Annotated in this window: 20 protein-coding genes; 14 read left to right on the forward strand and 6 right to left on the reverse strand. The window is 41.7% G+C overall.

The features are described from left to right. Positions 1–5 precede the first annotated feature (5 nt). Positions 6–3065 (forward strand): BREX-1 system adenine-specific DNA-methyltransferase PglX, encoded by a 3060-nt coding sequence (pglX, locus tag GT575_RS06600; RefSeq protein WP_161171752.1) that lies wholly within the window; start codon positions 6–8, stop codon positions 3063–3065. 2 nt (positions 3066–3067) lie between these two features. On the opposite strand, the gene GT575_RS06605 is transcribed toward pglX, so the two are convergent. Continuing rightward, positions 3068–3316 carry an acyl carrier protein gene (locus tag GT575_RS06605; protein WP_055222831.1) on the reverse strand — a complete coding sequence of 83 codons (249 nt, stop codon included), beginning with the start codon at positions 3314–3316 and terminating at the stop codon, positions 3068–3070. Between the two features lie 242 nt (positions 3317–3558). On the opposite strand from GT575_RS06605, the gene GT575_RS15540 reads away from it, so the two are divergent. From GT575_RS15540 to GT575_RS06625, 4 genes are all read left to right on the forward strand, one after another. Next, complete coding sequence (locus GT575_RS15540; protein ID WP_334296677.1) at positions 3559–3849, forward strand: DUF3021 domain-containing protein; 291 nt, start codon at positions 3559–3561, stop codon at positions 3847–3849. A 261-nt stretch (positions 3850–4110) separates the two neighbouring features. Continuing rightward, positions 4111–4341 (forward strand): type III toxin-antitoxin system ToxN/AbiQ family toxin, encoded by a 231-nt coding sequence (locus GT575_RS15545; protein ID WP_015534180.1) that lies wholly within the window; start codon positions 4111–4113, stop codon positions 4339–4341. A gap of 172 nt (positions 4342–4513) precedes the next feature. Beyond that, positions 4514–4903, forward strand: coding sequence for an RNA polymerase sigma factor (locus GT575_RS06620; protein ID WP_442872222.1), 390 nt, complete (start codon positions 4514–4516; stop codon positions 4901–4903). Further along, positions 4900–5592, forward strand: coding sequence for a hypothetical protein (locus GT575_RS06625; protein ID WP_022216052.1), 693 nt, complete (start codon positions 4900–4902; stop codon positions 5590–5592). The genes GT575_RS06620 and GT575_RS06625 overlap by 4 nt, the downstream gene beginning before the upstream one ends. A gap of 84 nt (positions 5593–5676) precedes the next feature. Here the strand turns inward: GT575_RS06625 and GT575_RS06630 are convergent, their stop codons facing one another. From GT575_RS06630 to GT575_RS06650, 5 genes are read right to left on the reverse strand one after another with little or no spacing between them, the layout of a single operon-like run. Continuing rightward, positions 5677–6759 (reverse strand): NTP transferase domain-containing protein, encoded by a 1083-nt coding sequence (locus GT575_RS06630; protein ID WP_243147848.1) that lies wholly within the window; start codon positions 6757–6759, stop codon positions 5677–5679. Further along, on the reverse strand, positions 6692–7027 hold the full coding sequence (locus tag GT575_RS06635; RefSeq protein WP_055144136.1) for a winged helix-turn-helix domain-containing protein: 336 nt from the start codon (positions 7025–7027) through the stop codon (positions 6692–6694). The genes GT575_RS06630 and GT575_RS06635 overlap by 68 nt, the downstream gene beginning before the upstream one ends. Then, the gene (locus tag GT575_RS06640; RefSeq protein ID WP_055279897.1) at positions 7024–7848 is read right to left on the reverse strand and encodes an ABC transporter ATP-binding protein; all 825 of its coding nucleotides are present in this window, start codon (positions 7846–7848) and stop codon (positions 7024–7026) included. Before GT575_RS06640 ends, GT575_RS06635 begins: the two co-directional genes overlap by 4 nt. Beyond that, a complete protein-coding gene (locus tag GT575_RS06645; RefSeq protein ID WP_243147849.1) occupies positions 7845–8858 on the reverse strand; it encodes a FecCD family ABC transporter permease in 1014 nt (337 codons plus the stop codon). Before GT575_RS06645 ends, GT575_RS06640 begins: the two co-directional genes overlap by 4 nt. Next, entirely contained in the window at positions 8830–9948 is a 1119-nt protein-coding gene (locus GT575_RS06650; RefSeq protein ID WP_161171754.1) for an ABC transporter substrate-binding protein, read from the reverse strand. The genes GT575_RS06645 and GT575_RS06650 overlap by 29 nt, the downstream gene beginning before the upstream one ends. 129 nt (positions 9949–10077) lie before the next feature. Here GT575_RS06650 and GT575_RS06655 point away from each other — a divergent pair, with 129 nt between their 5' ends. From GT575_RS06655 to GT575_RS06695, 9 genes are all read left to right on the forward strand, one after another. Continuing rightward, on the forward strand, positions 10078–10878 hold the full coding sequence (locus GT575_RS06655) for an FAD binding domain-containing protein (RefSeq protein WP_161171755.1): 801 nt from the start codon (positions 10078–10080) through the stop codon (positions 10876–10878). Continuing rightward, the gene (locus GT575_RS06660) at positions 10869–11339 is read left to right on the forward strand and encodes a 2Fe-2S iron-sulfur cluster-binding protein (RefSeq protein ID WP_161171756.1); all 471 of its coding nucleotides are present in this window, start codon (positions 10869–10871) and stop codon (positions 11337–11339) included. The genes GT575_RS06655 and GT575_RS06660 overlap by 10 nt, the downstream gene beginning before the upstream one ends. A gap of 12 nt (positions 11340–11351) precedes the next feature. Next, a complete protein-coding gene (locus tag GT575_RS06665; protein ID WP_161171757.1) occupies positions 11352–13646 on the forward strand; it encodes a xanthine dehydrogenase family protein molybdopterin-binding subunit in 2295 nt (764 codons plus the stop codon). A 67-nt stretch (positions 13647–13713) separates the two neighbouring features. Continuing rightward, positions 13714–15105 carry a uracil-xanthine permease family protein gene (locus GT575_RS06670; RefSeq protein ID WP_022216044.1) on the forward strand — a complete coding sequence of 464 codons (1392 nt, stop codon included), beginning with the start codon at positions 13714–13716 and terminating at the stop codon, positions 15103–15105. 231 nt (positions 15106–15336) lie between these two features. After that, the gene (locus GT575_RS06675; protein WP_161171758.1) at positions 15337–16332 is read left to right on the forward strand and encodes an ROK family protein; all 996 of its coding nucleotides are present in this window, start codon (positions 15337–15339) and stop codon (positions 16330–16332) included. A 25-nt stretch (positions 16333–16357) separates the two neighbouring features. After that, on the forward strand, positions 16358–17899 hold the full coding sequence (locus GT575_RS06680; protein ID WP_243147850.1) for an MATE family efflux transporter: 1542 nt from the start codon (positions 16358–16360) through the stop codon (positions 17897–17899). A gap of 73 nt (positions 17900–17972) precedes the next feature. Next, a complete protein-coding gene (locus GT575_RS06685; RefSeq protein WP_161171759.1) occupies positions 17973–19508 on the forward strand; it encodes a Y-family DNA polymerase in 1536 nt (511 codons plus the stop codon). A gap of 9 nt (positions 19509–19517) precedes the next feature. Next, positions 19518–19946, forward strand: coding sequence for a hypothetical protein (locus tag GT575_RS06690; protein WP_055144164.1), 429 nt, complete (start codon positions 19518–19520; stop codon positions 19944–19946). After that, a complete protein-coding gene (locus GT575_RS06695; RefSeq protein WP_055222819.1) occupies positions 19939–20631 on the forward strand; it encodes a glycerophosphodiester phosphodiesterase in 693 nt (230 codons plus the stop codon). Before GT575_RS06690 ends, GT575_RS06695 begins: the two co-directional genes overlap by 8 nt. Positions 20632–20690: the final 59 nt, after the last annotated feature.

The following is a 20690-nucleotide window of genomic DNA, read 5'->3' on the forward strand; positions in this document are numbered from 1 at the left end:
AGCACATGAACAAAAATGCAATTAAGAAATTTGCAATAGATGCAAGAAATAAGCTGATAGCATCCGTTACGGATAAAGCCGGTATGCTTGGAATCACACCGGATAATTGCAGTGAAGCAATCACAAAAGGTACTGATTTTGAGGTATACAAGACAGCAGCAGGAACCGAGGTAACACTTAACAAAAAACAGTGTAAGCAGAGAAGAAAATTGGTAGCCAAGATTCATGAAAAAGGCTTTGAAGCGGTAGTGGAAGAAGTGGCATATACCTGGTTTAACAGAATCTGTGCTATCCGTTTTATGGAAGTCAATGACTATATGTATCCTGTAAGAGTTCGTGTGCTTTCTTCTGAAAAAGATGGAAAGAATGAGCCAGATGTGGTAACAATGGCGCCTGATATTGACTGGGATTTCACTGATAAAGAAAGAGTAGAAATCATTGATGCCAAAATGAATAATAGGCTGGATGATTTATTCAGAATGCTCTTTATCAAGCAGTGTAATCTGCTTCATGAAGTGTTACCGGGACTATTTGAAGAGACAGAAGACTATACAGAAATGCTTCTTAACATCTCATTTACGAATGAAGATGATGTAATACGAATGCTTATAGATGAAAAGAGAGGAATTCCAGAAGAAGATTTTAATGTAAATACAATTGGAGAAGATGGACAGCCTACCGGACAAGTGGAGATTATAGGATGGCTATATCAGTATTACAATACAGAATTAAAAGATGATACTTTTGCAAAATTGAAAAAGAATGTAAAGATAACAAAAGAGAGAATACCTGCAGCAACACAGCTTTTCACTCCGGACTGGATTGTTCGTTACATGGTTGAAAACTCCGTAGGTAGAATCTGGATTGAACATTTGCGAGCAGTTGATCCAAGTACAGATGAAAAGGCAATAGCAGAGAAATTTGGATGGAAATATTATCTTCCGGAAGCAGAGCAGGAAGAAACTGTTAATGTAAAACTGGCAGAAATCCGTACTACATATAAGGATCTGAAACCAACAGACATTACCTGTATTGATCCATGCATGGGTAGTGGACATATCTTGATTGCGATGTTTGATGTGCTAATGGATATCTATGAAAGTGCCGGATATGATAAGAGAGAAGCGGCATTTGATATCGTAGAGAATAATATCCATGGACTGGATATCGACCAGCGAGCATATCAGTTGGCATATTTTGCAGTCATGATGAAAGGTCGTGGATATAACAGGCGATTCCTGCTAGGAAGGAATGCAAAACCAGAACCGAAAGTCTATGCGATTATAGAAAGCGATGATATTGAAAAGAGGCATTTACGATTCTTTGGTACATCAATGCCAGAAATAGAGAGAATAAGGGCAGAGGAGCAGATGATATATTTGCTTTATACATTTGTTGATGCGAGAGAATATGGTTCAATTCTAAATGTAGATGTTTGCGATTGGAAATTGTTGGATAGATTTGTCAATGATTTGAATGATAATGGTCAGATAACATTTGAAAGTATGGGAAGTGAGGAAACACAGAAAATCTTACGAAAACTGGTGAAAATAGCGAAAAATCTGGCTAGTAAGTATGATGCTGTAGTGACAAATCCACCATATATGAAAGCAGATAATATGCCTTTAAAAGTGGCAAATTACATAGTTAATAAGAATGAAAATGCAAAATACGATTTGTATTCAATTTTTATTTATAGATGTTATGAATACTTACAACCAAATGGAATCCTTGGGATGATAACTATGCATAACTTTATGTTTGCACCTAGTTTTGAGCAAATGAGAAATGATATAGAATGGTGGAATTGGATTAGTATTTTACATCTTGGAAGTAGAGCGTTTAGTGAAATAAGTGGTGAAGTAGTTCAAACGGCAGCATACATTATAAGAAAGTGTTCTTTAAATGGGTATCAGACTGATATAGTAGATGTAACGAAAGCTAATTCTTCTGATAAAAAGGAAGAATGTTATTTAAAGAAGGAAGAAATGTATAAATTCAAGATGAATAGTATTGATAGTATACCTGGAAAAGCATTTGGATATGCATTGCCTCAAGAAATACTCAATTTATATAAAGATGGGAAAACATTATCCAATTATGGATTTACAAAAGCGGGAATTGTAACTGGTGAAGATGATTTCTTTGTAAGATATTGGTATGAAGTTAAAATTGAGGATATAACATTTATACCTTTAAAAGGGAATTTATATAAATATGTGTTATTTAGTAAAGGAGGATCATTTTCTAAATGGTATGGAAATGCTCAAAATGTATTGAAATTGCAAGATTTGTATGATGATTCAAAGGTGAATAAATCTGTTAGAAGAGGTGACACTAAATATTATTATTGCAAGGGAATAGGATGGTCTCAAATGGGAGGAGGCGTGAATAAAGCCTTTAGTGTGATTGAAAATGCTATTTGTAAAACTACAACACCAATGTTGTATGTTTATGATTCAAATAAATATAATTATATCATAGGTTTTTTAAATTCAAATATTCCCTCAAAAGTATTAAAGGCTTTGAATCCAACATTGAGTATTTTGACAAGTGATATAATGAATTTACCATTTAGGTATGACGAACAACAATTAGAAAAAATCAATTATCTTGTAAATCAAAATATACGATTAAGTACAGAAATATATTCAGAAGATGAAACACACTGGCAATTTAAAAAAAGTCCGCTAATATGTAAGGGGAAATTAGAAAAAATAATCAACGATTATGCTGAAAGTAAAAAAATAAAAATAAGGGAAATAAATGAAAATGAAAATGAATTAAATTTAATATATTCCCAAATAATGGGATTTAAAAAGTTATCAATGAATGTAGAGAGTTATGTTGAAGATGATTATCAAAAAGAGGTAAAAAAGATTATTTCATTTTTTGTTGGATGTTTATTTGGTAGATATTCGTTGAGTATATTTAACAGCTATTACATCTCTATATATCCGACAGCTTTTTTCAACAATTTCCAGAATATTTTCTTCCATATATCATATCTCCATTTCTTTTATGTGAGGCAAAATTGGACATACTCCGTCGTCCCAGATTTTTAATGTTAAACCGATGCAGAAGAGCTTGTCAGGTTGTCAAGGTACTTGATGGCGTCTTCTATAGTGTGAATATTGATGATCTCATCTTCATCGATTTCCACGTCAAATGTATCTTCAAGGTCTCCGAGAAAAGTCATGAAATCAAGGGAGCTAAATCCCAAATCCTCTATGAATCGCATATCATTAGTGATCTCATCAGCTGGTGTATTGCAGTATTCGGCAACAATGTTTAAAAATGTTATATTGTTATTCATATTAAAAATCTCCTTCTTGAATTAATCAAATGGGGTCAGGCACCTCCGTCCCCACGAAGGGGGTCAGGAACCTCCGCCCCCAAAAAATAGTTAGATGCATTCGATGATTTCGCCCACAGTCATTTCTGGCTCGGCAATGCCTTTGAAGATTATCTTCATAAGGTAGTAGTAGAACAGTTCAATGTCCTGTTCGGAGAGACTTGCGGTCTGGTATCTGAAATAGAAATTCAACAGCGATTATCATACAGACTGTTTTAAGTGCCGTTCTTGGAGCAGGATTTGCAGGAGCATCTGTTATCTGGGAAATAGATAAGTGGAGTTTATTAAAACAAACAAGCATTTATTTTGGAATTGTATCTGTACTTATGATGACAGTTGCATATATTTGCGAATGGATGGAGCATTCTGTTAAAGGTGTATTAAGCTATTTTGCTATTTTTGTTGCAATATTTGTTGTAGTTTGGATAGTACAATATTTGATTTGGAAGATACGTATTTATAAGATAAAAGAAGGCATTCAAAAGAATAATTAGTCGAAATACACAGAGTACAAAACGAAGATTTGTGCGGTGGGTGTATTTCGCTCTACGAGGCTGAAAAATGATTTGTGCTAAATATAAAAAGATTATGAATTTTTAGAAATTCATTGACAAAAGAAGGGCATTTGGTTCAATAATATTGAAGGAGGGTCCTGCCGATAAGTGGACGTTCAAAAAGCGTTAGGGTCGCTACGGTGACACTACATTCAAGGACTATGGAAACATAGTCCTTGAAATATTTTAAAGAAGAAATGAATGATTCAAGCACCATTAGAAGTATATCGTATTGATATGAAATACATCAGAAACTTACATAATATAGATGACAGAGTTTTATCGGTATCTCCTCAGATTGGTAAGGACGAGCGACCTTTTCTTGGAGTGCTTGTTATTTGTAATGAACATAAGTATTGTGTTCCCTTATCTAAGCCAAAGGAAAAGCATGAAAAAATGAGGGATAAAATTGATTTCAAAAAGATTGTATGAATTGTAATTTTCCGCATTGAATATTAAGAGACTTGTTGGTGTATGTCTTTTGCTGTTTTATTATATTCTTTCAAAAAATGAAAGCTAATCTTTGAATAAATATCTATTGAATTTAAGTGACGCTTGACACATTTTCCCCGTAAATGATACTTATTTAAGAGCTTGGAACAGCATACCGCCTAACCGTCCATCTGTCCTAAAAACTTTTTTAGGGAAGATTACTCGCAACTTATCTTTGGACAGGTACGAACTGCTCAATGCAAAGAAACGTAATGGCGGGCAAATGCCATTGATTTTTGATGAAATACAAGAGTGCATACCATCGTTGGATAGTACAGAAAACATTGTTGAAGAAATTGCTCTAACGGATATTCTCAACCGCTTTCTTTCTTCCCTGTCATTAGAACAGCGAAAAATCTTTATGAGAAGATATTGGTACTTATCGCCAATTAAAGAAATTGCAACGGAATATGATATGAGCGAGAGCAAAATCAAGATGTCATTATTTCGTTCAAGGAACGAACTTAAAAAATTGTTAGAGAAAGAAGGTATCTCTGTATGAAAGAAAAGAAACTTTTAAGGGCATTGGGAAATGTCGATAATCAGTATATTAAGGAGGCTGAACCTATGAAAAAAACAAGTAAAATAACTAATCGGCAAAAATGGGTGTCTGTTGCTGCTTGCTTCGTACTCGTTGCTGTGATTGGAGTGGGAGTTTATCAAAGCAATCTGTTTGGTACAAAAAACGATATTGCCACGCTGGATGGTGGAGAAACAATTACTTTTGTTAAAAATGACTTATCACAATCTTCAATTAACTTAAATGTAACAACAAGACCCTTGAGCGATGTTGAGATTGAAATGCTTTTTGCAGACTTGCCTGTTACCGCAGATGCTTACTTTGATGCTGACAATCATAATATTCTGGGTCTTGAGGGAAAAATTGGTGATACAAGAATGGTAGTATCTAAACAGGGTGTAAATCTATTAGATACTATCATTGATGGAAATACAATCACTTCAAGTGTAGACGGCGTTGATATCAATGCAGGATATTTCGTAACAAAGTCAAATAGTCAAGGTATCAAAACCGTAATATATTATGCAACCTTTGATATGGGAGAGAACACTATTTATGTAGAGTATTCTGGCGTTGAAAATGAAAGTGAAACTGTAAAAAACAACTTGGTAGACACAATTTTGAAGTTGATTGAGAACGGTGCATTTGATTTGAGTCAAATCCAAGAATAATCGGGGACGTTCCTTCTGTCACCAAGAGTGTCCCCCTGTAACGAATAAGACAGGGGGACACTCTTGGTGACAGAAGGAACGTCCCTACAGCCGCGCCATATCTGCTGGTGTGTCAATGTCCATCAATTCAGTTTTGTTGGTGACGGGTAGCTGCCTCACCTGAGATTCGTGACCGTGGACAACGACATTCCCGCCTTTTCCCTGTGGGAGAGACATAAGCTCATCAAAATATTCTTTTGGAAATATCACAGGTGATCCTGGAGTTTTGTCATAACACGTTCTCCATATATATGATGGCTCATTTTTTGCACATAATAATAGTGATGCTATAGATTCCGTCTTTATGAGTGGCTGATCGGAAGGAATAAAAGCACAGCGGTCAAGATAGGAACCAATTGTATCCAGACCAAGACGGATCATATCATTCCGATATGGTGAGGAGTGAAGGATTACCGGTATACTATATTCTGTGCAAAGCTTTTCAATATCCTGGTGTATGGTGACAACAAGTCGTCTGGAAAACAAATCTTTTGTTATATCAAGTATCCACTTTATGAGCGGCTGTCCGTGATATTCAGCCATGAGTTTATTGCTGCCAAAGCGCTTTCCCTGCCCTGAAGCCATGATGATACATCCGGAATTGCCAAATGGTCTGTCAAGGTCAACAAGGAACACATCTTTATGGCTGCACAGCCAGTTCAGAAATGAGAGATCCTGTTTTCGAACAACCATAATGATCCGCTTTTTATTCATGAGCCTTTCGAAAGCTTTTTGATAATCGTATGATGTGTTTTCGAGATATCCAATTTCGTCTACAGTAATCCATGGTGCTGTTGTGTCTGCTAGGCTTTCTAAAAAAGCAATACATGTGCTGTTAAAGGAATCTTTAATGGGTTGCATGAGGTTCTCGCAACCTGTGGCATCAGAGCAGAATCTGCCGATACGTACAACTTCACCGCTAGAGTTATTTTTCATGTACACGCCTTCTTTTGGGACGGCCCATGATGTAATTCCGGGCATTTGTCTGTCGAAAAGTGAAGAGAGAAGTGTTGATTTGCCACTTTTCCTGTCACCGGTAATAACGACATGTTTCTTTTGGCTAGTCAGAAAAGATCTCCATATACAATTTGCTTCCGGCCTGAATACAGGCTTCTCTGTATTGTTCATATTTTTTCAGCCATTCCTTTCCCTCTGGTGTTATCGTGCTCCCCCCACCTGACCTGCCACCTGTTGTGCGGCTTGTAAGTGGAAATCCCAGCGCTTCTTCAGCGTTTTTTATCATGCGGAATGCTTTGCTGTAGGCAAGACCCATGGACTGGGATGCTGAGCGGAGAGAACCGGTTTTTTCTATAGCCAAAAGAAGGCGGTATGGACCTTCACCAAAGAATTTCTCATCATTATCATCAAAAAATGTTATTTTAATAGCAGCTCTCAATGCATATCATCCTCCTTCATCATGACAAGCTGGCGCTTTCCCTGACGGTTGCAAAGTTCTCTGATACTGATTGTACCATAAACTTTGGACAGAAGCATTTCCATTTCCTCAATGGGTGTTTTATCGGGATATATTTCACCGATCAGCTTGGATTCAGATAAAACCAGAAGAGTGTTGCAGTAATTTAATGCAAGTGATGAATCGTGAAGCGTTACCAGAGACACCGCGCGGTTTTGTTCAACATAGCTGCACAGAAGTTTCATGATCTGGTAGCGCAGTCTGAAGTCCAGTGCACTTTCCGGTTCGTCCAGGAGTAAAAGCTTCCGTTTGGCCACAAATGTACGTGCCAGCAGGGCAAGCTGTTTTTGCCCCTCGCTCAATGTCTGGAAATTATCGTTTATCCGTGAATCAAGGCCGACCATTGCAAGAACTTCATGAGCTTTTCCTTTCATGGTATCAGTAGGGGGCTGAAGCAGCTTAAGCTCTGGGTTAAATCCCATCATGACAACATCCAAGAGAGATATGTCTATGGATATGCCGCTTTTTTGAGGGATATATCCACATAGCTGTGCTAGTTTTTTGTGAGGAATATGTTCCAGCTGGAGATTATCTAACTCGCAGCAGCCACTATGTGGAATCAAATTGGCAATAGCTTTGATAAGGGTTGTCTTGCCACAGCCATTCTCGCCAAGTATACCAACAATTGTACCTTCTTCTGCAGAAAAGCTGATATTATTTATCACATTTTGCACATCTGGGGTGTTGGTGCGGCTGCTGTGGTGGTAGCCGGCTGACAGATCGCATATGTTTAATATACTCATTTTACAGGTTTCCTCCTTATGCATAGATAGATAAGAAACGGTGCTCCTACGATACTTGTGAATATACTGACCGGCAGTTCTGTGGAACATACACTGCGGGCAAGGATATCGCCGAAAGTGAGAAGACATCCACCTATAAGACCACTCAGAAGCATAGTTGATAAGCGGTTATTTTTGAGCAGCATTCTGGCTCCGTGCGGAGCAAGCAAAGAAATAAAGCTGATAAGTCCTGTCATGCTGATCACACTTGAAGTTGCCAGGGTTGCGATCAAAAGAACCAGCATTCGCATCTGGTTAACATGCACTCCAAGCATTTGGCCCTCTGCGTCATCAAGGGAGAGCATTATGATCTGCCTGTACAACAGGAACATTATCAGCAGACAGACAGCGCACAGTATTACATTTGAACCAATGGAATATATGCTTATGCCATTAAGACTTCCCATGATCCAGTATTCAATTGATGCTAATTGTTTTTCAGGGTCGGCAGTCAGCTTCAGACACACAAGAGCGGTCTGGGCAAGACTGTGTACTGCTATGCCTGCCAGTACTATGCTTTTTCCATCACGTTCATATGTCAGAGATGACAGAAGCAGAACCAGTATCACACAGCATATGGCTCCGGCAAAAGCGGATATGGTTACAGACATTGTTCCCGACAAAAACAGAATGCCAAATGCGGCACCAGCGCTTGCACCTGAGGATACACCTATGATGTCTGGAGAAGCCAATGGATTCTTAAATACAGTCTGATATACAAATCCTGCTATGCCGAGAACAAATCCTCCTATACAGCCGATGATTCCGCGGCTTGCGCGAAGCGTGAGAAATACACGCCACTGCATGTCATCACCTTGCAGCAATCCATTCAGTGTAAGAGGATATTTTCCGACAAAAAAAGAAAATATACTGAGAGCCGCCAGAATGACAGCTCCCAGTATAATAGTTATTGTTGCTTTGTTTTTATTTTTACGCTTGTTATTAGTTGTTGATTCCATAGAATGTTTCATAATAATTTGTCATTTCAGTTGTATATGTGTCAGCTGATACCTGATCAGGATGAAGGATTCCTGCAAGCCATACAGATGCCAGGATTCCTGCAGGTACCGGACTGTCCAATGCCTCAACATCTCCAGGAATAGCATATACGTGGCTGTTTTTTACAGCAGTGCATTCTGCAAGGTTTGGATCGTTCATTACGTCATCTACTGTATATTCGGCATCAGATGCGATTATTATATAAGAAGGATCCCATGCAAGAAGCTGCTCATAGCTTATCTCGGCCCAGTATGAGTCTGTGATAGAATCAGCTGCATTTTTTCCACCAGCAAGCTCTATGATGCTTGACTGATACATAGAAGGACCGGCAGTAGACAAGAATGATGAGTTGCCGGCAAGGTATACACTTTCAGGTTCTACGCCAGACAGAGCTGAAGTAAGCATATTCTTCTGAGAATCTATATATGCGAGCAGCTTTGCAGCTTCTGAATTGGTGTTAGTTGCCGTAGCTATGGTGTTGATCATTTCTGTCATAAGATCCTGACTTTCAGGATTGACGAGCAGTACTGTGATACCGAGGTCTGTCAGGCTCTGGGCTGCATCCTTCAGTTTCATTGGCAGAATAACCAGATCAGGTGAAAGAGCAGCACATGTCTCAAGGTTGAACTCTTTGGCAGTTCCAACATTAGGCAGCTCTGTCAGTTCTGGTGCAGCAAGCTTATAAATAGGGCGCTTGTCTGCTTTTGCCTCAATACCGACAACCTTATCCTTGAGACCAAGAGCGATCAGAAGGCTTGAAGAAATATAGTAGCCACTCACGATAGAAGATGGCTCTTTTTCAATTGTAACTTCACGGCCGGCCTGGTCAGTAACTGTTACAGGGTAGACAGTCTGTTCAGCATCTGCTTCAGTGGAAGACTCTTCAGAAGATAATTCTTCAGATACTTCTTCACTGGAAGCTGATTCGGATACTGAAGCAGCTGTGGTGCTTTCCGTAGTACTCTGTGTTGTCGTAGCACTGTCTGTACCACAGGCTGTAAGTACTGCCAGCATGGTACAGATAAGGATGATAGATAGTTGCTTTTTAAAACTTGTTTTCATGAATTCAATGTTCCTTTCGTTATTCTTGAAATAATACAACGGTATTGTAACAAAGCATCTTTTCAAAGACAAGCTGTTTTAATATAATATATTTTGAAAAATTGTGTTTATATGTTAAAAGGAGCTTTTATGGTAACAATACAGAATTATGTACGCGCACAAAGTATTGATGAGGCATATGAACTGAATCAGAAAAAGGGAAGCTGTATTATCGGAGGAATGCTCTGGACAAAAATGCAGGATCGCCTGATACAGACAGCCATAGATATGTGTGATCTGGGACTTGATAAGATTGAAGAAAGAGAAGACGAATTCATTATTGGTGCAATGACATCACTCCGTCAGATAGAACTGCATGACGGATTAAACAAATATACACATGGTGCAGTATGCGAAGCGGTGAAGGATATTGTGGGGGTTCAGTTTCGAAATCTCGCCACGATTGGCGGAAGCATATGGGGACGTTTCGGATTTTCGGACATTCTGACAGTTTTTTTAGCTATGGATGCATTTGTGGAGCTTTATCATGGTGGTATGATTCCTCTCAGGGAATTTGTCAACATGAAGCAGGACAGGGATGTGATTGTACATCTGATCATCAGGAAAACTCCCGGGGTTTTTGCTTATGCATCAGTCCGCAATCAGAGAACAGATTTCCCTGTCATTGCCTGTTCAGCATCATGCGTGGATGGAGAATACCGTCTGGCTGTGGGCGCAAGGCCTGGAAGGGCGATACTTGTTCTGGATGAAGAAGGCTTGCTCACAGGGGGACTTTCAGATGATACAGAGAAAGCATTTGCCAATTGGGTTTCTGACAAGGTTCCGGTTGGAAGCAATCATCGTGCTGGCGCAGAATACAGAAGCCGCCTGATACGTGTGCTTGGACAGAGATTATTGAAAAAAATTGAGGAGGAGCAGCAGTGGAAATAAAAGTTAAATTAAATGGAAAATTAGTCTCGGGAAATATAGCTCCTGATATGCTCCTTATAGATTTTCTGCGCGATCATGGCTGTTATAGTGTGAAACGCGGCTGTGAGACGTCAAATTGTGGTCTGTGTACAGTGCTCATGGATCAGACTCCTGTCCTTTCCTGTTCGATGCTTGCTGCCAGGGCAGATGGACACGAGGTGCAGACCCTTGAGGGCCTTCAGGATGAGGCGGCAGAATTTGCCGGATTCATTGCTGATCAGGGTGCTGATCAATGTGGTTTCTGCAACCCGGGTTTTGTGATGAATACAATAGCTCTTCTCAGAGAAAATCCTGACCCATCGGATGATGAGATCAGGGCATATCTTGCCGGGAATCTGTGCAGATGTTCCGGATATGAGGGACAACTGAGAGGAATCCGAAATTACTTAGACAGTAGAATTCCTGCAGATGACAGACAGTAAAGGGGTGAACTCATGGAACATAAAAAATATAATGTAGTTAATAAATCCGTTAGAAAAAAAGATTCTATGCAGTTACTTCTTGGCAAACCGGTATATGTGGATGATATCACTCCCGGTGATGCACTTGTTGTGAAACTGCTTCGCAGTCCACATGCGAATGCTATTGTGGAGGATATAAATGTCTCCATAGCAAAAAAAATACCCGGAATAGTAGATATTTACACATGGCAGGATGTGCCAAATAGCCGGTTTGCAATAGCAGGACAGACATATCCTGAGCCGTCACCGTATGACAGACTCATTATGGACCGCCATGTGAGGTGTGTGGGCGATGTGGTTGCAATCATAGCAGCTGAGGATGAAAAGTCAGCAATCAAGGCTATGAAACTCATAAAGGTAAAATATAAAATCTTAGAGCCTGTTCTGGATTTCCGCAAGGCAAAGGATAATGATATACTGGTTCATCCTGAGGACGACTGGTTCCCGCCGGTTCAGGTAGGAGGCGATCCGAAACGCAACCTGATAGCAAGCGATGTAGGCGGTGATGGCGATGTTGATGCTGTTATAGCTGACTGCGATGAGGTGCTGGAGAACAGATATCATATGAGAGCCTTTAACCAGGCTATGATGGAGACTTTTCGAACGTATACACACCTTGACCGTTATGGAAGGCTTCATGTAATTTCTTCTACACAGATCGTGTTTCATGTACGTCGTATTCTGTCAAGGGCGCTTGGCATTCCAAAGAGCAGGATCAGAGTGGAAAAACCACGTATAGGAGGCGGATTTGGAGCAAAGCAGACAGCGGTAAGTGAGGTGTATCCTGCATTTGTGACCATGAAGACCGGGCGTGCGGCCAAGATCATATTTACGAGACAGGAAAGTCAGATCGCAGGTTCACCGCGCCATGAGATGGAGGTGAGAGTCCGTCTGGGAGCAGACCGCGATGGACATATAAGGGGACTTGATCTGTATACGCTGTCCAACACTGGAGCGTATGGGGAGCATGGACCTACAACAGTCGGACTTAGCGGGCATAAGTCCATCCCGTTATATACAGGGGGGCTTGAGGCATATAGGTTTGGATATGATGTTGTATATACGAACACCATGGCGGCCGGCGCATACAGAGGATATGGAGCTACGCAGGGAATCTTCGCACTTGAGTCTGCGGTGAATGAACTTGCGGAGAAACTGGGGATAGATCCGACCGTGATCCGTGAACAGAATATGCTGCGCGAGGGAATGAAGATGCCTGCGTATTATGGGGAAACGGCAAATGCGTGTGCTCTTGACAGATGTATGGCCAGATGCAAGGAGATATTTAACTGGGATGATAAATACCCTGTCAGGGACATGGGAAACGGAAAAGTCAGGGCTGCAGGAGTGGCAATGGCCATGCAGGGTTCTTGTATATCGAATGTGGATGTAGGATCTGCAACGGTCAAGCTTGCGGATGATGGTACATTTAACCTGATAATCGGTGCTGCAGATATGGGAACTGGATGTGATACTATCCTTGCACAGATGGTTGCGGAGTGTATGGACTGCTCGGTTGATGACGTGGCGGTATTTGGAGCAGACACAGATGCTTCACCGTATGATTCCGGCTCATATGCTTCATCCACTACGTATGTAACAGGAAAGGCTGTGGAGCTTGCCTGTGATAAATTGAAGAAGAAGCTGTGCGCAATTGCAGCAGGAATGCTTGGATGTGAACAGGATGAAATGTATTTCGAAAATGGCAGGGCATATCGGACAGGAACAGATCAAAGCGTTTCTTTGGCTGATATAAGTGTTAAGGATCAGGTTGCAAATGATATTGCTGCTGTAGCCACAGTCTCTCATTCATCTCCGGTTTCACCACCTCCATATATGGTCGGAATGGTTGAGATAGAACTTGACAGATATACAGGAGAAGTGAAGATACTGGATTATGCTGCAGTCGTGGATTGTGGCATAGCCATAAACCCGGCACTGGCACGTGTTCAGGCAGAGGGAGGCATAGTACAGGGAATAGGACACACTCTGTTTGAGAACATCACCTACAATGCGAAGGGATGCCCGATAGAGTCGAGTTTTATGCAATACAAGATACCAACCCGTCTTGATATGGGGCATTTGAGAGTGGAATTTGAAAACAGCTATGAGCCTACAGGACCTTTTGGAGCCAAATCGATAGGAGAAATAGTTATCAATACTCCGGCACCGGCTATTGCACATGCCATATACAGGGCGACAGGTGTATGGCACAGAGAACTGCCGATCACACCGGAGAAGATTCTTATGTCCATGCCGGAAGAGTGATTGGAGATAACATAAGCAGAATAACAGAATCTGCAATATGAAAAAAATATACAGGAGAAAACAACAGATGAAAAATAAGTTTAAACTTTCAGAAACAGCATTCCAGCTTGATGGAAGGATGCCTCTTTCCCAGGCGATACCTCTTGGACTTCAGCATGTCCTTGCAATGTTTGTCGGAAATTTGACACCATTATTGATTATCACAGGAGCATGCGGACTGGTCGGTGGTGAATTTGCTGATCTTCAGCTTTCACTGCTTCAGAACGCAATGCTTATCGCGGGAGTTGTCACCCTGATACAGCTTTTTTCAATAGGGCCTGTTGGAGGAAAGGTACCGATCATTATGGGTACATCTTCAGGTTTTATAGGTGTATTCAACAGTGTGGCGGCAACCATGGGCGGTGGAGTGCTTGCGTATGGTGCGATTATGGGCGCATCCATTATCGGTGGCTTGTTTGAAACTGTGCTTGGTTTTTTCCTGAAACCTCTGCGCAGGTTTTTCCCGGCTGTTGTAACAGGTACAGTGGTTTTATCCATTGGACTCAGCCTTATATCGGTGGGAATAAATTCGTTTGGAGGTGGAAATAATGCCGCAGACTTTGGCTCCATGGAGAACCTTCTGCTTGCATTATTTGTCCTTGTGGTTATTCTTTTCTTTAAGCACTGGACAAAAGGATTTTTAAGTTCGTCATCTATTCTTTTTGGAATAATCGCAGGTTATATCGCAGCGATCATAATGGGACTTGTTCTTCCGAGAACAGGTATAACTGCTGATGGTGTGGAATATACAAAAGCCTGGGTGCTGAACTGGGACAAGGTGAAAGATGCTTCCTGGTTTGCGATTCCACAGCTCATGCCTGTAAAACCGGTGTTTGATGTGCGTGCAATACTTCCCGTTCTCATAATGTTTATTGTAACAGCGGTGGAAACTGTCGGTGATATATCAGGTGTTATGGAAGGTGGCCTTGGAAGGGAAGCCACAGACAAGGAACTTTCAGGTGGTGTGATGTGTGACGGTCTGGGTTCATCTCTTGCAGCGGTGTTTGGAGTCCTTCCAAATACATCATTCAGCCAGAATGTGGGACTTGTAGCCATGACTAAGGTCGTCAACAGATTTGCGCTTGCAACAGGAGCGATATTCCTGATATTATGTGGTCTTTGCCCTAAACTTGCAGCACTGGTATCGATCATGCCTCAGTCAGTACTTGGTGGAGCTGCAGTTATGATGTTTTCTTCGATAGTTATCAGTGGTATTCAGCTCATAACAAAGGAACCGTTAAGCGCGCGCAATCTGTCCATAGTTTCAGTAGCACTGGGTGTGGGCTATGGAATGGGAGCCAATCCGGGTATTCTAGCAAATGCTCCTCAGCTGCTCCAGCTTGTTTTTGGAGGCTCAGGAATTGTTCCTGCGGCAATGGTTGCAATTCTGCTTAATATTATACTGCCTAAAGAAAAGTAGTAATCGGGGACGTTCTTTGTGACAGAAGGAACGTCCCTGTTATATATAACAAAAAGTTGTGCTACAAAAGTAGTTGTTGATAACAAAAAAATATGCTAACATAAAAATAGTAGTTTTCGAATGTATGTTCGATATAGTATAATATATACTGTATATACATTTGAGACTGCTATTTTTTAGCTTGAAGAAAAATATATAGTAATAAAACATATTCGGTATGGAGGAGAAGTTATGTACCTTGTGATAGACGTAGGCGGAACATTTATAAAGCATTGTGTGATGGACAGAGATGCAGAGATTATGGAGAAGAACAAGGTTCCGACTCCCGGAAGATTTGGGAATGGTTTAGATAATATACAGCAGGGACTCGATGCATTTCTTGACGTAATTCAGGGCATATATGATGACTATAAGATAAAATATGATATACAGGGAATAGCTATTTCACTTCCTGGACAGGTGGATGTGGATAACGGAATCTGTTATGCCGGCGGAGCGTTGCCATACCTTGACAAAGCACATGTAGGCGAGCTTGTAAGCGAGAGATGCGATGGACTTAAGGTAGCGCTTGAGAACGACGGCAAATGTGCAGCATTGTCGGAGATATGGCAGGGAAATGCAAAGGACTACAACAGTGCTGTTGTATTGGTATTTGGCACAGGTGTCGGTGGAGGAATAGTCATAGACAGAAAGATACTCCACGGCAGAGGTATGGTTGCCGGTGAGATGTCGTACCTGTTTGAGGATGTGAACAGGGACAATATAGACAAACTTGTACCGCTTGAGGCGAATCTCAAGAATACAAAGAAACATGTAAAACTTCCGGACAATGTCACCTGGACGATGCAGGCATCGGTAAGCTCACTCAGAAGAGAGGTGGCAGCAGTCAAGGGCATGAGGGAAGATGAAGTGTCAGGTGAGATGATATATGAGTGGGAGACTGCCGGTGATAAGGCGGTCATAGATGTGCTTGAGGACTGGTATCTGAACATCGCGAAGCACTGCATGAATATACATGTCATTCTTGCACCGGACATCATACTCCTTGGAGGTGGAATCAGTGCGGAACCGAGGTTCATACAGGGCGTGAAGAAGTACGTGGATAAGCTTGCAAAATTTTCAGTGATCTATAATGAGATGCAGGTTGGACTGTGCAAATTTGGCAACGATTCCAATCTCATAGGAGCACTTTTCAACTATCTTCAGAAGTATGAGGGTGCCCACTAGATAAGAAAACGGAGATCATATCAGGATGAAACACAATGACGGAAAAGAGACGGACATCAGAATGAAGCACAATGACGAAAAAGAGACGGACATCAGAATGAGCGCAGAAAAGAGTAAAGAAAGAAGCATAGAAAAAAGCAAAGAAAAAGGCAAAGAAACGAATACAGAAAAGAACACCGATTATAGAAAAAAATCGCACGAGATGGATATGTTAAATGGTTCACTGGCGCTTAAGATGCTTATATTTGCCATGCCACTTGCCGCCAGCAGTATACTGCAGCAGCTTTTCAATTCGGCAGATGTAGCTGTGGCAGGAAGATTTGCAGGAAGTGATGCCCTGGCGGCCGTTGGAAGCAATGCGGCGGTTGTTGCCCTGTTTGTGAATGTGTTCGTGGGGCTTTCAGTGGGTGTGAATGTTCTTGTGGCCCATTATATAGGCCAGAACAAAAAAGATTCCATAAGCAGGTGTGTGCATACCAGCGTGAAGTTTGCCCTTATATGCGGAATAGTTATGCTTGTTGCGGGAATGTTTGTGGCAAGACCGATTCTTGAGGCCATAGATACCCCTGAGAGGGTGCTGGATCAGGCTGTACTTTATTTGAGGATATACTTTGTGGGAATGCCGTTTATCATACTTTATAATTTTGGATCGGCTGTGCTCAGAGCTATAGGTGATACAAGGCGTCCGCTTTACTGCCTGATAGTTTCAGGTGTACTCAATGTTGTACTCAACCTGTTCTTCGTGTGTGTGTGTAAACTTGGAGTGGCAGGCGTCGGCATGGCAACGGTCATATCAAATGTTGTCAGTACGGGAATAGTCATGTATATATTGATGCATGAGGAAGGTCCACTCAGACTCGATATAAAGAATATACGAATAGATAAAGTGTGCCTGGGAAAGATACTCAGGATAGGAGCTCCATCAGCGATACAGACGGCAGTTTTCTCATTGTCAAATGTGCTGATACAGGGCGGAATCAACAGCTTTGGTCCTGATGCTGTGGCAGGCTCATCCACGGGTCTTAATTTTGAATATTTTGCATATTTTGTCATATCCGCATACGCACAGGCAGCAGTGACATTTGTGAGCCAGAATTATGGTGCAGGTGAGAAGGAGAGATGCAGAAAAGCTCTCAGGATTGCCATGTTAGAGGGCATGCTTATGACGGCTGTGTTCAGCAGTGTCATGATGCTTTCAGGGGATTTTCTTGTGAGATTTTATACAACAGATACAGAGGTTATAAAGTATGCACTTATAAGAATGAAGCATGTCATGCTCCTTGAGGCGATGACAGGAACATATGAGATGACAGCTGCGGCACTCAGAGGCCTTGGCAGGTCCATGCTGCCGGCTATTATAACAGTTGTGGGTTCAGTAGTGTTCAGGATCATATGGATATATACGGTGTTTGCGCGATATCATTCTTTTGGCATGCTTTTGAACGTGTATATAGTTTCATGGATAATAACAGGTACGGCGATGATAATCGCATACATACTCGTATCGAGGAAAGTGCTGGGGCATACACGGGCCGGCGGGAAGGCTGCTGAGACGGCTGCTGTATAGTATGTGACCCAAGGCACATAAGCATCAGAAAGAGAAGATTAAGACTGAGCAAGAAGTGACAGGGGGATTGGCTGTGGATAGGGATAAGAAAGATAGAACGTATATTGCGATAGATCTGAAATCCTTCTTTGCATCGGTTGAATGTGTTGAGCGCGGACTTGATCCACTGACCACCAATCTGGTAGTGGCAGATGCGTCGAGAACAGAGAAGACCATATGTCTTGCTGTTTCCCCGTCGCTGAAGAGCTATGGTATACCTGGAAGAGCCAGACTGTTCGAGGTGGTGCAGAGGCTTAAGGAGGTCAATGCCAGCAGGAGAACACTTTCACCCGGTGGAAACTTTTCCGGGGAGAGCTGCGATTCCAATGAGCTTGCGGAGCATAATGAATTTGCGGTTTCGTATATAGCCGCTCCGCCACGTATGGCATATTACATGAAGTACAGTACGGATATATATAACATCTATCTGAAGTATGTAGCACCAGAGGATATGCATGTGTATTCTATAGATGAGGTGTTCATGGATGTGACGGATTATCTTGGGATATATAAGATGAGTCCGCACGATCTTGCCATGACGATCATACAGGATGTGCTTGCACAGACCGGTATAACAGCAACAGCAGGGATAGGAACGAACCTCTACCTGTGTAAGATAGCGATGGATGTTGAGGCAAAGCATATAGCCCCGGATAAGGATGGAGTCAGGATAGCAAGTCTTGATGAAATGTCGTACAGACAGAAGCTGTGGAATCACAGACCGCTCACAGATTTCTGGAGAGTGGGAAAAGGACATGCGAGAAAACTTGAGAGTCATGGACTTTATACCATGGGTGATATCGCCAGATGCTCACTGGGACATGACGATGAGTATTACAACGAAGATCTGCTGTACAGATTATTTGGTATAAATGCAGAGCTGCTCATAGATCATGCATGGGGCTGGGAGCCTTGTACCATTGCAGATATCAAGGCTTACAAGCCGGAGAGAAACAGCATAGGTTCAGGACAGGTGTTGTCATGCCCATACGAATATGAAAAAGCCAGACTTATTATCCGTGAGATGACGGATCTGCTCGTGCTGGATCTTGTGGATAAGAATGTCAAGACAGATCAGATGGTCATAACAGTGGGGTATGATATAGATAATCTCAAAAAGAACGCTGCGGGAGCGAAATTTTCCGGAGAGATACAGACAGATATGTATGGGAGAAAGATACCGAAAAGTGCCCATGGAACGGTGAATCTTGGAGAGTATACATCATCTACACAGGTCATCATGGATGCGGTGACCGGATTGTTTGAAGAGATCGTAGATCCTTTATTGTATGTCAGAAGGATATATGTCACGGCGAACAATATCATATCGAATACTGCGGCACATGAGAAACAGTCAGCAAGGCAGCTCAGTCTGTTTGATGATTTTGGAGACGGGGCAGCAGAGACGGAGAAAAAGCAGCAGGATATGAAGCGGGAGCAGAGCATGCAGAAAGCGATGATAGAGCTCAAGAAGAAATTTGGCAAAAATGCAGTCCTTAAGGGAATGAATCTTGAGGAGGGCGGTACGACGATAGAGAGGAACGGACAGATAGGCGGTCACAAGGCTTAGGAGGGGCTTATGGAAGATAATTACGATGATATAATACAGCTTCCACATCATGTGTCCTCTGTTCATCCGCACATGTCTATCCATGACAGAGCAGCACAGTTTGCCCCATTTGCCGCACTCACAGGACATGGAGCAGCCATAGCGGAGACTGCAAGGCTCACCGATGAGAAGTTGGAGCTGGATGAGAGTCAGAAAATGGTTCTTGATCAGAAACTGTTGAATATAATGCATAATGCAGACAAAAAATGTGTGAGTATAGAGTATTTTGTAAAGGATGACAGAAAAGCCGGTGGAAGATACGAACATGTGTCGGGATATATACGCAATGTTGACGTATATGGGAAAAAGATAGTTATGGAAGACAGAACCGAGATACCGATAGATGATATATATGATTTAAATATTGATCAGAATGGAGATGTATATTTGCATGAATAGAGAGACTATGGTGATAGCACACAGAGGAGCGAGTGCCCTTGCGCCTCATGAGAATACACTTGAAGCGTTTCAGATAGCTATAGATCTGAAGGCGGATATGGCGGAGTTCGATGTGAGGAAAACCAGTGATAATATACTCATAGTATTTCATGATGGAACTATAGACGGCAGAAAGATAGGAGATATGACATACAACAGGATCAACGATATTGCATCAAAAGAAGGCTACAGAGTGCCTACACTTGACGAAGTCCTGGAACTCTGCAGCGGAAAGATATGTCTTGATATAGAATTAAAGGAGAGCGGATACGAGAGGCGTGTCATAGATCTTGTCAAGGGGAGATTTGGATACGGTGAGTTCTCGATAAAATCCTTCAAGGACAAAGTGTCGTACAATGTGAAGGCCATAGACCCGAGGATAAAGACCGGACTGCTCGTCGGTAAGAAAAAGGCTAAGCTCGGTGTCAGATTGAATGAGTATTTTCCTGAGAGAAGAATGAGACGGTGTAAAGCGGATTTTATATCGCCGAATTATCTTCTCTGCACGAAGAAATTTGTGAAGAGAATGAAGCGCAAGCACATACCGGTATATGTGTGGACTGTGAATGATCCACACTGGATGAGACGTATGTGCAGACTGGGCGTAGATGCAGTGATAACAGACCGCCCGGATATAATGCGTTGAAAGACCTAGAAATATTTGTTATATTATTCTATAGGTGGAGGAGTTGTACATAGGAGGAT

It is taken from the genome of Coprococcus sp. BIOML-A2, assembly GCF_009875795.1.
Taxonomy (GTDB): Bacteria; Bacillota; Clostridia; order Lachnospirales; family Lachnospiraceae; genus Coprococcus; species Coprococcus aceti.